The organism is Pseudoalteromonas sp. SG45-3 (genome assembly GCF_014164075.1).
Taxonomy (GTDB): Bacteria; Pseudomonadota; Gammaproteobacteria; order Enterobacterales; family Alteromonadaceae; genus Pseudoalteromonas; species Pseudoalteromonas distincta.
Window position 1 is genome coordinate 895 of sequence record NZ_JACJEN010000001.1, and the last position, 14459, is coordinate 15353.

The 14459-nt window shown below is 39.7% G+C and carries 11 protein-coding genes; 6 read left to right on the forward strand and 5 right to left on the reverse strand.

The features are described from left to right. The first annotated feature begins 315 nt into the window (after positions 1-315). The gene (gene glsB / locus H5126_RS00015) at positions 316-1239 is read left to right on the forward strand and encodes a glutaminase B (protein WP_002961081.1); all 924 of its coding nucleotides are present in this window, start codon (positions 316-318) and stop codon (positions 1237-1239) included. A 36-nt stretch (positions 1240-1275) separates the two neighbouring features. Here glsB and H5126_RS00020 read toward each other — a convergent pair whose 3' ends face one another. Further along, positions 1276-2580, reverse strand: a complete 1305-nt coding sequence (locus H5126_RS00020; RefSeq protein WP_182721467.1) for an inosine/guanosine kinase — start codon at positions 2578-2580, stop codon at positions 1276-1278. 178 nt (positions 2581-2758) lie between these two features. Here H5126_RS00020 and tadA point away from each other — a divergent pair, with 178 nt between their 5' ends. Continuing rightward, the gene (gene tadA, locus H5126_RS00025; RefSeq protein WP_002961078.1) at positions 2759-3274 is read left to right on the forward strand and encodes a tRNA adenosine(34) deaminase TadA; all 516 of its coding nucleotides are present in this window, start codon (positions 2759-2761) and stop codon (positions 3272-3274) included. A 2-nt stretch (positions 3275-3276) separates the two neighbouring features. Here tadA and H5126_RS00030 read toward each other — a convergent pair whose 3' ends face one another. After that, positions 3277-3444 carry a hypothetical protein gene (locus tag H5126_RS00030; RefSeq protein ID WP_002961076.1) on the reverse strand — a complete coding sequence of 56 codons (168 nt, stop codon included), beginning with the start codon at positions 3442-3444 and terminating at the stop codon, positions 3277-3279. A gap of 164 nt (positions 3445-3608) precedes the next feature. Beyond that, on the reverse strand, positions 3609-5117 hold the full coding sequence (gene mltF / locus H5126_RS00035; protein WP_182696573.1) for a membrane-bound lytic murein transglycosylase MltF: 1509 nt from the start codon (positions 5115-5117) through the stop codon (positions 3609-3611). A 211-nt stretch (positions 5118-5328) separates the two neighbouring features. Between mltF and purL the strand changes: the two genes are divergently transcribed. The 4 genes from purL to H5126_RS00055 all read left to right on the forward strand — a co-directional run bounded on the left by purL (position 5329) and on the right by H5126_RS00055 (position 12488). Continuing rightward, complete coding sequence (gene purL / locus H5126_RS00040; RefSeq protein WP_182721466.1) at positions 5329-9219, forward strand: phosphoribosylformylglycinamidine synthase; 3891 nt, start codon at positions 5329-5331, stop codon at positions 9217-9219. Positions 9220-9496: 277 nt separating this feature from the next. Further along, positions 9497-11947 (forward strand): YdbH domain-containing protein, encoded by a 2451-nt coding sequence (locus H5126_RS00045; RefSeq protein WP_182721485.1) that lies wholly within the window; start codon positions 9497-9499, stop codon positions 11945-11947. 2 nt (positions 11948-11949) lie between these two features. Then, the gene (locus H5126_RS00050; RefSeq protein WP_007378800.1) at positions 11950-12147 is read left to right on the forward strand and encodes a YnbE family lipoprotein; all 198 of its coding nucleotides are present in this window, start codon (positions 11950-11952) and stop codon (positions 12145-12147) included. 11 nt (positions 12148-12158) lie between these two features. Further along, the gene (locus tag H5126_RS00055) at positions 12159-12488 is read left to right on the forward strand and encodes a YdbL family protein (RefSeq protein ID WP_002961068.1); all 330 of its coding nucleotides are present in this window, start codon (positions 12159-12161) and stop codon (positions 12486-12488) included. 48 nt (positions 12489-12536) lie between these two features. Here the strand turns inward: H5126_RS00055 and H5126_RS00060 are convergent, their stop codons facing one another. Together H5126_RS00060 and waaA are read right to left on the reverse strand one after the other, a co-directional pair. Then, on the reverse strand, positions 12537-13085 hold the full coding sequence (locus H5126_RS00060) for a DUF1415 domain-containing protein (RefSeq protein ID WP_002961067.1): 549 nt from the start codon (positions 13083-13085) through the stop codon (positions 12537-12539). Then, positions 13082-14365, reverse strand: a complete 1284-nt coding sequence (waaA, locus tag H5126_RS00065; protein WP_182721486.1) for a lipid IV(A) 3-deoxy-D-manno-octulosonic acid transferase — start codon at positions 14363-14365, stop codon at positions 13082-13084. Before waaA ends, H5126_RS00060 begins: the two co-directional genes overlap by 4 nt. Between the last annotated feature and the right edge of the window lie 94 nt (positions 14366-14459).

The window sequence follows — 14459 nt, forward strand, 5'->3', positions numbered from 1 at the left end:
GGGTTTTTGCTTTTTGAAATTTTGTAAATAGTCCATGCCGAACTCAGTGGCGAAATAAAATAGTTCTAGGGCGAGCCCCCGCAGAAGGACGCCCCGACACAAAGATAGTGTAGTATTTGCTATGTGGCTCTCCAACGCTGTGGCACTACGATATTACCAATATTTAATTAAGAGAAACCCGTTACAGTAATGTGACGTTTTTTGCTTTTTTAAATTAAGAAAAACATCCCCCATTAAATTCAACAACAAAACTAGTTGCGTTTATTCGCGCGTGCTAAAATCCAATTTTTATGAATGATGATATAGAGGTCTAGTTTGCCTACAGCTGATTACCAAAAGGTGCTTGATGAAATAGCACATGAAGTACGCCCTTTATTATCACAAGGAAAAGTAGCTGATTATATACCAGCCCTTGCAGAGGTCGATCCTGAGCAATTTTCTATCGCTATTTATACAACTGATGGTAAGACTGTATGTGCGGGGGATTGCTCTCAACGTTTTACCATTCAGTCTGTTTCAAAAGTTATGACACTTACTATGGCACTGCAACGTTATGGTGATGAACTTTGGCATCGAGTTGGAAAGGAGCCTTCAGGTACTGCCTTTAATTCGCTTACACAGCTTGAGTTTGAAAAAGGGATTCCTCGTAACCCTTTCATAAATGCAGGCGCAATTGTAACGTGTGATGCGTTATACAGCCGCTTATCTGCACCAATGCACTCTATGCTCGAGACCTTTAGGTTGTTAGCTGGTAATAGAGGGATAGTGATTGATAAAAAAGTAGCTAATTCTGAGTATGAATTTAGACACCGTAATGCTGCTATGGCACATTTAATGAAGTCGTTTGGTAATTTTGAAAATGAAGTCGATGATGTTTTATGGTCTTACTTTAACTTTTGTTCTATTGAGCTCAACTGTATTGAATTAGCCAAAGCTTATAATTTTTTAGCAAATAAAGGTGTTGATAATCGATCGGGCGATCGTGTTTTAAGTAGCCGTCAAAATAAGCAGCTTAATTCGCTATTATTTACCAGTGGCTTATACGATGCTGCGGGGGATTTTGGTTACAGAGTAGGTATGCCAGGTAAATCGGGAGTGTCAGGGACTATTTTAGCCGTGTTACCAAATAAGTTTACGGTAGCTGTTTATTCTCCGGGACTTAATTCGTTTGGTAATTCGGTTGCAGGAATTGCAGCGTTGGAACTGCTATCTAAAAAGCTCGATATTTCTATTTTTTAGGAAGTTGATAGGGAGCAATGATTGCTCCCACCGTTATTATTGTTCCCAATAAACCTGTTCTAAGCAGTCTTCGCGTTCTGGTAAACCGCGAGATAAACGAGGAGAGTGCTGAACTAACACTTCATAACTAGCTCGGTTAGCATATTTACTAATTTGCGATAGTGACGAGTAAGTAATAGCTTGTTGCTGATGTTTAGCTGAGTTTGCCACATTAAGCTTATGGTAAACATTCGCTGACAAATCATGAAGCACAGCCGCAAGTGCGCAATCACCTGCACCATTGGTGTTTTTGATTGAGTCAGGTCCACCCATAAATGGGGCTGTATGACTATATGCTCTGATAGGCTCATCACACTGGGTTTTACGCATAGCACGTGAAAATTCGTATCGATTAAAATCAGGTATGGCGCCTGGTAGTAACGGATATTCGGTTTCACGCTTTAAGCTTTCGTCTACGTAGCCGGCCATAAATAAGCCTTTTTCGCCAGCGGTGCAAATTACCAAATCCACCCAATCAAGTGCTTTATCGGCAGCTTGAAGAGGGTCTTCAAAACCTGTAATAGCTAACCCTTCTTCTTCGTTCATAGCAAGAATATCAACATGCTTTTCAACAAAGTTTGCCCACCAGGTCGGGTCTTGTTCAATTAAGAATTTAGTTCCGAGTGTAAGAACAACTGGCACACCTGCATCATTAGCGTATTTTACCGCCTGCATAGTCGCTTCAGTCATCGTTTCACTACCTTGCGTACGCATGAGGTAGGCACTGATCACTAATGCTGATGAATTTTCAATAAGGTTTTTATCGATAGATTCAGGACGTAAGTGATTCATTAGGCCCGCACTTATTGCAAAAGTACGCTCACCGGTTTCATCAATTAATGTAAAACAACGACCTATAGGCCCATCTACTGGTTGAAGATAGTTTAAATCTACACGGCTTGAGGTATTACATAAAAAGCGGTAAGCATAGCTACCTATTTTTATATTTTCGCTCATTACGCCTAATAAAACTGAGCGATCATCTGCAAGTACAGAGTAGTTGTGCATAGTGTTACCAATGGTCCCACCGGCAAACTCAAAATCAACCATATCGTTTAATTTTAAACGATCGTATAAGGCGTTCGTTATGTCGCTATCAATAACTTGTGACATACCTCTACGTAGTTGAAATTCGTCAAGGAAAGCTTGATCAACTTTTGCCTCTATATCAACAACGATCTGATCGATACCCGTAATATAACTACGTTGTAATCGCTCTGTTGCGTTAAGTTGATTAGTAAGTGGATCTTTGGCTTCCACTGGAAAATAATGTTTATGCCTGCGGCGTCCAGGAAATTTCATTTGCTACCCGTGTTGTGAGCTAAATAAAAAAAGCGTGAGATTATAGCGTAAATCCACACTAGTGAGCCATTACAAACAGGTAAATATCGTTTTATTTTTGCAATAAAGTAATGAATGACGCACTTTAGAGTGCTAACTAGGTATAATTACAGCATAAAAAGTTATTTAAGTAGAAAGAATGAACGAGCCATTTAATGATTCCTACTGGATGGAGCAAGCGCTTTTGTATGCAAAGCAAGCAGAGTTGCTTGATGAAATTCCGGTTGGAGCAATTGTAGTAAAAGATAACCAGCTAATTTCAGTGGGGTACAACCGCTCAATAACGGATAACGACCCATCAGCCCATGCGGAAATGATTGCAGTGCGAGAAGCTGGAAAAGTACTTAATAATTACCGCTTAATTGATTGCACACTATATGTAACGTTAGAGCCTTGCTCTATGTGTGCAGGACTGTTGGTGCATAGCAGAATAAAGCGTTTAGTATTTGGTGCCCTCGATGCTAAAACAGGGTCTGCAGGTTCAATTATGAACTTATTACAAGAGCCGAGGTTAAATCATCAAGTTGAGGTGTGCGGTGGTGTTTTGGCACAGCAATGCGGTGATACTATTTCGAATTTTTTTAAGCGTAGAAGAGCGCAAATTAAAGCAGCTAAGAAAGCTGCTCGTGATGAACAAATAAATAAACCTAGCTAGAGTTAACTAGCGATTGGCTCTATTTCTGTTTCAGCCATTTGCTGCATAGCAAACATTCGGCGGCGCCAGATGATTTTTTTGTGCAGTTTTCTTAGCATAACACGACGACGTGTGGCTGTTGAATAAATTACATTGCGTTTTAATTTTTGTGTGCGTCTACGTTTTAGCATGTTTTCTCCTAATGCAAGAGTGAGAAAGGCGCAGGGTATATCTTATAAAATAATAATATACAAGTAATACACATTAGTGATCATTTGATGACAAGTAAACAGATATTTAATTTACTTAAATTTTGCTTACTGGTTTGCTCAAAAAACTGATACCTATATAAATCTTAGTTATTGTTTTCACTTGGTAGTTCGGGCTCAATTATAGGCTGTTGTTTTTCTGTTTGCGCTTCATCTTTGTTACTTTTATCGTCACTTTCTTCATTTAAGTTTGGCTCGGTATCAGTGCTCTGCTCTGTGATTGGTTCTGGCTCAGACTCTACAGCAATAGCATTATTCTCATCTAGCCAAACAAGTGCATCGTAATAGCGACGAATATTATCAACATATTTAACCGCTACATCGCCACGCGCATAACCATAGCGAGTTTTACGGTAATAGCGCTTTTTAATTAACAGCGGTAAGCGTTTTTTTACATCAGCCCATTTATCAGGGCTTGCGCCTTGCTGCTCGGTAATTATACGCGCGTCGTTAACGTGCCCCCAACCTACATTGTAAGCCGCTAGTGCAAGCCATGTTCTATCAGGTTGAGGAATTCTATCAGGTATACGCTTAATCAGTTTACTTAAATACTTACCACCACCGCGAATATTTTGCTCTGGCTCTAAGCGGTTGGTAACACCTACTTGTTTTGCTGTACTGCGGGTTAGCATCATAATACCGCGAACGCCTGTTGGCGATTTAGCACGAGGATTCCACATAGATTCTTGATAGCTAAGTGCCGCTAATAAACGCCAATCAAGGCTACCAGCATATTGTTCAAACCATGGTTGGTATGTTGGTAAGGTTTCTTTGATAGCTTCGATATAAGCAAGGGTATTTACATAGTTAAATTGGCGTACGTGGCCAAAGTATTTTTCTTCAAGTACGTAGAGCTGATTACTCTGTTTTATATCGCCAAAAAATGGCACTAATAAGGAATATAAAGAATCATCTTTTGATTTATTAAGTATCCATGCAATCGGGTCGTTATGACTAACAGAAAAACCGATACTTAAATTTGGATGATAACGGCGAAATAACGATAGCGTATGTGTATCAGCGAGTGTGTAATCAATCTCGCCATCAATAACTGCTTGAAGTAGTTCTTCTTCATCAAACTCTTCGCTTTCTATCCAAGTAAGATCTGGATTGTTTTTTTTCATTTTTTGCAGAGTAAGCGAATGACTACTTTTAGCGATAACAGTAAAGTTGCCATCTAAGTCGGCAAACTCTCGAGGACGAACACGTCCTTGCTTATAAACTAATTTTTGGCTGATTGTTCTGTAAGTTGGTCCATAACGGTATTGCTCTGCACGGGTTTTATTATAGGTAAGTCCTGAGGCAATTAAATCTAAATCACCGCTTTCAAGGCGTTCAAACATATCGGATAAGTTAAAAAATGGCACTATTTCAAGCTCTACACCTAGATATTCAGCAAATGCTTGAGATAGCTCATATTCAAAGCCTTGTTCACCTTGAACGGCTTGATAATAATTACTAGCACTTGCAAGTGTACCCACACGTATTTTGTTTTGTTCTTTTATTTGGGCGAGTTGAGTTGGCTGCTCTTGCATATCACATGCACATAACAGCATAACTAAAGTAATGATTATTATTAGTTTTTCTTTGAACATTGAGTGCCCCTTAAGCTCGCCAGCCACCGTTATAGCAAAACTAAGCCATCGCGTCACTTTACCTTTTATTTTATTAACCAAAAGAGGCTATAAATAAAGCTAAAAAGTTAATTTTATGAAAAGCGTAATTTTGAGTTAAATCTGAATGCTAATTGGACTATAATGCGTGCCTAAAATATCGTTCAATCCCTAACCCCGGATGAAATTACCTATGTTGATCCTTCGTGGTGCACCAGCACTTTCAGAGTTCAGAGTTAATAAAATTTTAGCGCGTTGCCAACAATCGCAACTTCCAGTCACTAACGTATACGCCGAGTATGCTCACTTTGCCGATTTAACATCGCCGTTGAGTAGCTCTGAGCAAACCAAGCTTGAAAAACTATTAACTTACGGTCCAACTATTGCTGAGCATACCCCAGCTGGCAAACTTGTACTTGTTACACCTCGCCCAGGTACCATTTCACCTTGGGCATCTAAAGCTACCGACATCGCCCACAACTGTGGTTTAAAGCAGGTTCACCGTGTTGAACGCGGTATTGCTTATTATGTTGAAGGTGATTTAAACGCAGAACAACTTGCACAAGTAACTGCGTTATTGCACGACCGCATGACTGAAGCCACACACAATGAACTTGAAGATGCGGCTCAGCTGTTTCGCAGTGATGCCCCACGCCAAATGTCGTCTGTCGATATTTTAGGTGGTGGACGCGAAGCACTAGCAACAGCCAATGTTGAGCAAGGCTTTGCGCTTGCTGATGACGAAATAGACTACTTAGTAGAAAATTTTACAAAGTTAGGACGTAACCCTAACGACATCGAATTGTTTATGTTTGCACAAGCGAACTCAGAGCATTGTCGCCATAAAATATTTAATGCTGACTGGACAATCGATGGTAAAGAGCAGCCAAAATCGCTGTTTAAAATGATTAAAAATACGTTTGAGCTAAATCCTGAAAATGTATTGTCGGCGTATAAAGATAACGCGGCAGTAATGAAAGGCTCAAAAGCGGGTCGCTTCTTCCCAAATGCGCAAGGTGAATATGCGTATCATCAAGAAGACATTGAAATACTAATGAAAGTTGAAACTCATAACCACCCAACAGCTATTGCGCCATTCTCAGGTGCTGCTACAGGTTCTGGTGGTGAGATTCGCGATGAAGGCGCAACTGGTCGTGGCTCTAAGCCAAAAGCAGGGTTAGTTGGCTTTACTGTATCAAATTTACGTATTCCAGGTTATGAGCAACCGTGGGAAAGCGATTTTGGTAAGCCGGGTCGTATTGTAAACGCACTTGATATAATGACAGAAGGTCCACTAGGTGGCGCTGCATTTAATAATGAGTTTGGTCGTCCTAACTTATTAGGCTACTTCCGTACTTACGAAGAAAAAGTAACAAGCCATAATGGTGAAGAAGTACGTGGTTACCATAAACCAATTATGCTTGCCGGTGGTTTAGGTAATATTCGCTCTGATCATGTTCAAAAAGGTGATATTCCTGTAGGCGCTAAATTAATTGCGCTAGGCGGGCCTGCAATGAACATTGGTTTAGGCGGTGGTGCTGCATCAAGTATGGCCTCAGGTCAGTCAAACGAAGATTTAGACTTTGCTTCAGTACAGCGCGAAAACCCAGAAATGGAACGTCGTTGCCAAGAAGTTATCGATAAATGTTGGCAGCTAGGTGACGAAAACCCAATCGCGTTTATCCATGATGTAGGTGCCGGCGGTTTATCTAACGCGTTTCCTGAGCTTGTTAATGATGGCGGACGTGGTGGTAAGTTCCAATTACGTAGCATCCCTAACGATGAGCCAGGCATGGCACCACACGAAATTTGGTGTAATGAATCACAAGAGCGTTATGTACTCGCTGTTGGCGTAGAGGACTTTGACCGCTTTGAAGCAATTTGTAAGCGCGAACGTGCCCAGTACGCTGTTATTGGTGAAGCAACAGCTGAACCTCACTTAACAGTGTCAGACAGCCACTTTGAAAATAACCCTGTTGATTTGCCGCTGGACGTATTATTAGGTAAAGCACCTAAAATGCACCGCGATGTAACGTCAAAGCAAGTTGTTGGCAAAGCGCTTGATATCACATCAATAAATGCAGGAGATGCAGCGCAGCGCTTAATGCGTTTACCAACCATTGCAGAAAAAACATTCTTAATAACAATCGGCGATCGCTCAGTTACGGGTTTAGTAGCGCGCGACCAAATGGTTGGTCCTTGGCAAGTACCTGTTGCTAACTGTGCTGTAACTGCGGCAACGTATGATACTTACCACGGTGAAGCTATGTCACTCGGTGAGCGTACTCCGGCTGCATTACTTAATTACGGTGCATCTGCTCGTTTAGCTGTGGCAGAGTCGTTAACTAATATTGCCTGTGCAAATATTGGTAGCCTTGAAAACATTAAGTTATCGGCAAACTGGATGGCAGCAGCGGGTCACCCAGGTGAAGATGCTGGTTTATATGAAGCTGTTAAAGCCGTAGGCGAAGAGCTTTGTCCTGCGCTTGGTTTAACGATTCCTGTAGGTAAAGATTCTATGTCGATGAAAACGACATGGAAAGATGAAGGTGACTCACAAGAGAAGTCAGTAACATCGCCGCTTTCACTGGTTATAACTGCGTTTGGTCGTGTTGACGACGTACGTAAAACAGTAACTCCACAACTGCGCACAGATAAAGGCGATACATCGCTTATATTAGTTGATTTAGGTGCGGGTAAAAACCGCATGGGCGCATCAAGCCTTGCACAAGTTTATAAGCAATTAGGTGATGTAACCCCTGATGTTGATAGCCCTGAGTTATTAAAAGGCTTCTATAACGCAATGCAAGCACTTGTGGCTGATAGTAAGTTACTTGCTTATCATGACCGCTCAGATGGTGGTTTATTTACCACAGTAGCTGAAATGGCGTTTACGGGTCATACCGGTGTAACTGTTGATTTAGCAGCTTTAACAGGTTCAGACATTGAAGCGCTTTATAACGAAGAGCTAGGTGCGGTAATTCAAGTTGCAAATGCTGATTTAGATGCAGTAAATGCGGTGTTTGAACAACATGGTATAGCAGCCATTAGTCACAATATTGGCACGCTTAACAGTGACGATACGATTATGTTTAACCGTGGCGAAAATACGGTACTTAATCATACGCGTACTGAGCTTCGTACTATTTGGGCTGAAACAACGTATCAAATGCAAGCGCGCCGTGATAACCCTGAGTGTGCTAAGCAAGAGTTTGATGCTAAATTTGATGCAAAAGATCCAGGCTTAAACGTAAAACTTAACTTTGATTTAAATGAAGATATAGCAGCGCCATACATTGCAACCGGTGCTAAACCGCAAATGGCTATTTTACGTGAGCAGGGTGTTAACTCTCATTTAGAAATGGCGGCGGCGTTTAATCGCGCAGGTTTTGCAGCCGTTGATGTACACATGAGCGACATTTTAGAAGGTCGTTTAACACTAGAGCAATTTAAAGGTTTAGTGGCCTGTGGTGGTTTCTCATACGGTGACGTACTTGGTGCGGGTGAAGGTTGGGCTAAGTCTATTTTGTTTAACGACATGGCACGCGATCAATTCCAAAACTTTTTCCACCGTGAAGATACTTTCAGCTTAGGCGTATGTAACGGTTGCCAAATGTTATCAACGTTAAAAGAGTTGATCCCTGGTACTGAACATTGGCCGCGCTTTGTAACTAATAAATCAGAGCGTTTTGAAGCACGCTTTAGTTTAGTAGAAATACAAGAGAATCCGTCTGTGTTCTTTAACGGAATGGCTGGCTCGCGTATGCCTATAGCGGTTTCTCATGGTGAAGGTCATGCTGAGTTTGCAAACGATGCAGCCACTAAAGCGGCGCTTGATAGCGGCACTGTAGCGGTTAAATTTGTAGATAACTACGGTAACCCTACAACGCTGTACCCAGCGAATCCTAATGGTTCTCCAGAAGGTATTACCGGTATTACGTCAACTGATGGTCGTGCCACTGTAATGATGCCGCATCCAGAACGTGTATTCAGAAGCGTTGCCAACTCTTGGCACCCAGATGAGTGGCTCGAGGATAGCCCGTGGATGCGTATGTTCCGTAATGCACGTAAAAACGTAGGTTAATTATATTTACGTTTATACAAGTTAGATTCATAATCTTACTGTAAAATAAAAAAGGCTGCATTGTGCAGCCTTTTTTGATTATACCAATCTGCTTATATATGGGGTCTATTTAACGTTAAAAAAATTACGCTAGAACTAGGCAAAAGTTTTTATATCTAGTTGTTCTAAATAAAAAACTTTTAACGACGTTATAGTGCAATTTAATTCGTTAAATTGATCAAAGATTTATGCAGGTTGGTATTAGTATAGCTAAAAGCACAAAGCATTTAAGGATAGTATGTTTAAGCGAATTGGTTTAATTGTTGGCGTTTTATTGCTAAGTACCTTACTGCTTGGTTATGTATTTCGCTTGCCTTTATTACAGTGGGTTATAGCGCCTGAGCTCGAAAAAGCGGGTGTCACATTAAACTGCCTTGATTTTTCAATCACGTCTAGCTTAAATATTCATGCTGACAGAGTGTGTTTAAATTATCAAAATCAACAATTACAACTTACTGGTATTACTGCAAATACAAAGCGTGTAGATATTGAAAATGCAGTGCTAACTGTTAATCCACTCCCTAAAAGTGATAATGCTAATCAGCTTGCTAAAAATCTCGATTTAGCACTTCCCTTAAATCGCCCATTAATCAATATTAAACAGCTTGTAGTAAAAAGTGATGAGCTCAATAAGCCACTTAAAATAAGCATATTAGAACCCGAACTAAATAAATTTAATGTCTCAGGTGATATAAACGCAAGTGCAATTTTGACTGCTAATAAAGTAAGGGGTCAGTTTGAAATTAATGACACTTTTTTAAAGCACGTTATAAACACTAAAAATACATTAATAGCAGATTTTAACTTTAATACTCAGCAAGCATTTAGCTTTGATGGTATAGAACTTGAGTTAAATGGCGATATTAGCTCCCAGTTTGCTCACACGTATGAGCAGTGCAAAGTTAACGTATTAACCACTGGTAAATTGGCGACGCGTTTTAATTTAAATAGCCAAGCGTTAATGTTTAATACCGATTTGCTTAATAACAAAATTAATTTAACACCAAGCTGTACTGAGTTAATTCCACCAAGTGAATATGCAGGCTTTATTAGCAAACAAGTTCCTTTAAATTGGCAACTTAAACTCCCTCAATCAATTAGCTTAGAGGCTAGTGGGTTGAGGGTGCCTGCAATTAATTTGGTAAGCGTGGGCGATAAGCAATTTGATATTTTAATAACAGATACAACACTAAATATTACATCTCCATTTAAAGACTTACAGTCAACTTTATCAGCTCAAATAAATACACCCGATATAAATAATATTAACGTTAATGCTCAGTTATCTGGCACTGCAATTAAAGGCGATTACGCCGTTATGCTTGAAAATTTACCTGAGTTTGTACCCGCAACAGCGGATGGGCTTAGCCTTAGTGGTCACTTTAATATAAGTGAGTTTATAGACTCAAAACCAATTGGGCTTATAAATGCTAAATTAACGCTTAATAGTGTAGATGCGTTTAATATAAGTGCAGTGCAATACCAAGGTGATTTAATAGCAAAAATGGATAAACAGTTAAACGCAGAGGTAGCGTTAACTCAGCAATTAAAAAGCGCAGAATATAAAGAGTTTAAAGTCACAGATATAAGTAACACATTAACAGCAAATGCTAATTTAGGCGTAGGTGAGTTATTTGCTGATCTAACAGCAAAAACGAATATAAAGGCTGTTAATAGCCCCGACATAAAACTTAATAATATAAAAGTAGAGTCTACGGGCTTGCAAAGCCGTGCACTAAAAGCCACGCATCACGCATTTATAAACGATGTTGAGTTAGTGATAAATCATCATATGTCGTCGCAAGCTCATCCATTTGAAGTGGTTATTCCTGAACAAAGTGCGCTGTCGTTAAATGCGTTTATTAGTCAATTTGAGCCACTTGCACAGTTAACAGAGGGCGAATTTAATGGCTATATTAGTGGCGATATAAACTTACAAAATGCACTGTTCAATATAGGGATTAGTCATACAAGTGCATTGTATAACGATTACCTTGCGAGCGATTTAAGCAGTACATTTAGCGGGGAATATAATTCAGGTAAGCTTAATGTAAAACCAACTACCTTTAATTTAAATGAGCTTAGGGCGGGTGCCGTAGTTAAAGCGGTTGAAGGGCAGTGGCAAGTGAGTAGTAATACCGCGCTTATAAATGATGTAAAAGGAAGTTTGTTTGGTGGTGAGTTTTCATTAGATAGCTACACAGTAGGGAAGCCAAACCAAGTTGCTAATGTTAAGTTTGAAAATATTGATGCAAGCAAACTTGTTACACTCGACGATAAGTCGGGCATTGTATTAACGGGACGCTTGGCGGGGTCTTTACCGGTTCACTTTGATAGTGGAAAAATTGAAATAATTGACGGTAGCTTATTTAGCCAAGGAACAGGTAATTTAAAAATTACCAATAATGCCGCTTTTGATTCAGTAATGCAGCAACAGCAAGAGTTACAACCTGTGTTAGGGCTATTAACTAATTTAGATATTCAAAAACTTAATAGCAGTGTGGCACTAAAAAATGATGGTTGGTTAAAACTAGGGGTTAATTTGCAAGGCTATAATAAAGCAGAGCAGCAGCAGGTTAACTTTAATTATAACCACGAAGAAAACGTATTTACACTTTTACGCGCACTGCGTTTAAGTGACGAAATTACACAAAAAGTTGAGCAACAATACTCACAAAAAGGAAACTAATAATGAGACAGTCGTTATTGATAAAAGTACTGCTCGCGCTGAGTGCTATTAGTGCACTCAGTGCTTGCACGCATCGTGTTGAGGTGTCTGCTAAAGAGCCCATTACTATTAATTTAAATGTGAAGGTCGATCACGAAATTCGCGTAAAAGTAGATAAAGAACTCGACAATTTATTTAGTGACGACAGTGAGTTATTTTGAGGAGCTAGAACATGAATACGAAGAAAAAATTAAATATTATTACGTTAGTTAGTGCAGTATGTATGTCTTTCTCTGCGTGGGCTATTAGCCTTGATGACGCTAAAAACCAAGGTCTAGTAGGTGAAGATAGCTCTGGTTATTTAGGACTTGTTGTACAAAACGCAGAGGCAAAAGCCGTTGTTGATGACATAAATGCAAAGCGTAAAGCGCAGTACTTAAAGCTCGCTAAAAAGAATAACTTGTCGCTTTCACAAGTAGAAGCACTTGCTGCTGCTAAAACAATTGAAAAAACCCAAAGTGGTCATTACGTTGAAGTAAATGGTAACTGGGTTAAAAAATAAGCGTTTGTTATTGTCTTGTTCTGCACAAACCAAAATAAAACCGAGCATTTAAGCGCTCGGTTTTTTACAGCCTTCAAGTAACTGCTGCCAAAAATCAATCCCCTTACGCCTTGCTAGATTTATATTATGCTCAGGAATAGATTCAGGCTCGTTATAACTATCAAGTGCTTCGCTCATACTTGCTTCGCGGATTAAATGCAATGTAGGAAAGGGCGCTCTATTTGTGTAGTTTGCGGCATCGGTTTCATCACTGTCAGCAAATACGTAATCAGGATGAAAATTAGCGATTTGATACTTACCTTCAAAGCCTTGCGCGACTAAAAGTGCATTAGCTAAATCGACCAAGTCTAAAAAGTCTTCAAAGTCACTAAAGCCATTGTCAAACATGATAAGGGTTGTTTCGCGCTCTGGTTCACGGTCAAGCTCAACACATTGCTCAAGCATATCCATTACAGCATCATCCATGCTCGTTGCAGAGCTTACTATGTAATGAATACAGTTATTTTCCACTTCTTTACGTGCAAATGGGCAAAAGTTATATTTAACAATAACAGATGACACCCATTCACGGGTTTGGCTTATAGCTATGTTGGTCACGGTTTTGGCTCTAAATATTGATTAATAATGTTAAGTGTTTTTTGTATAGCACCTTGGTTTTTAGCTACGCATTGCGCAGCTTTAATACCTAAGGTTTGGCACGCTTTTGTGTTTTGGCTAAACGTTATAAGCTGCTTAGCTAGTTCGTCGTTACTATCAACCACTACAGCACCTTTGAGCTTTATTAGCTCTGGATAAACATGGTCAAAATTGTATGTGTGTGGACCTGTTATTACACCTACCGAAAACGCTGCTGATTCCAGTGGGTTATGCCCACCTCTGCGAATTAAGCTGCCACCAATAAAGCTCACATTTGCAGCGCCATATAAACACTGTAATTCACCAAGCGTATCAGCAAGGAGTATTTGCTCATTATTATAGTTATTTTGGCTACGACGGCTAAAGCTAAGTGGGCTTTGCGTTAAAAGCTCTGCCATTTTGTCAAATTGCTCTGGATGGCGCGGGGCAATTATAAGTAATGCGTTCGGTTGCTTTTTTAGTAATTCTTGATGGGCTAAAAGTACCAGCTCATGCTCAACAGGATGTGTTGAGCCTGCCACCCATACAAAGCGTTCATTACTACTATAAAGCTGTTTAAGGTTGAGTACTTTAGCTAGTTGCTCTTCACTTGGTGTTATATCAAATTTTATTGAGCCTGTTACATGGCTTTTTGAAGCTTCAAGACCAAGTTCAATAAAGCGTGTAGCATCTGTTTTATTGTGACTCGCAAGTACCGTAATTGAGCGCATAATAATATGCGTTAATTTAGCGACCTTTTGATAGCCCTGCTGTGACTTTTCAGAGAGTCTTGCATTGATGACAAGCACTGGTATGTTTTTTTTGTGGCTTATCGCCATTAAATTTGGCCATAGCTCGGTTTCTAAAATACATAATGCTTGTGGCTTTATACGCTTTAAAAATCGAGCCGTCGCAAACGGGAAATCGATTGGTAAATAGCTACACGCTACAGTATTTTTAAACTGGCTAAGTATTTGCTCTCTGCCTGTTGGAGTATTACAGGTTATAAGTATATTTAAATTTGGATGCACTTTTTGCAAAGCTTTAATAAGTGGCGTTGCGGCAAGTACCTCGCCAACAGAAGCACAATGAAAAACTAAAGGTTTAGTTTTAACCGTAAATAAAGACTTACTGACAAACCCAAAGCGCTCTTTAAAGTGTGCACGATAGCCTTGGTTTTTTTTACCTCGTAAAATATAGAGATAAAATACAATCAGTGGGCTAATAATAATTAATGCGAATGAGTAAAAAATGCGTGCCATACTGATCTTTCTTAAAGGGAAGTGGCGTTAGTTTACCGTGAAATAGCCGTTTTCTAAACAGACTCGTTATAAAATATGGTCTGGGTTCAGTTAT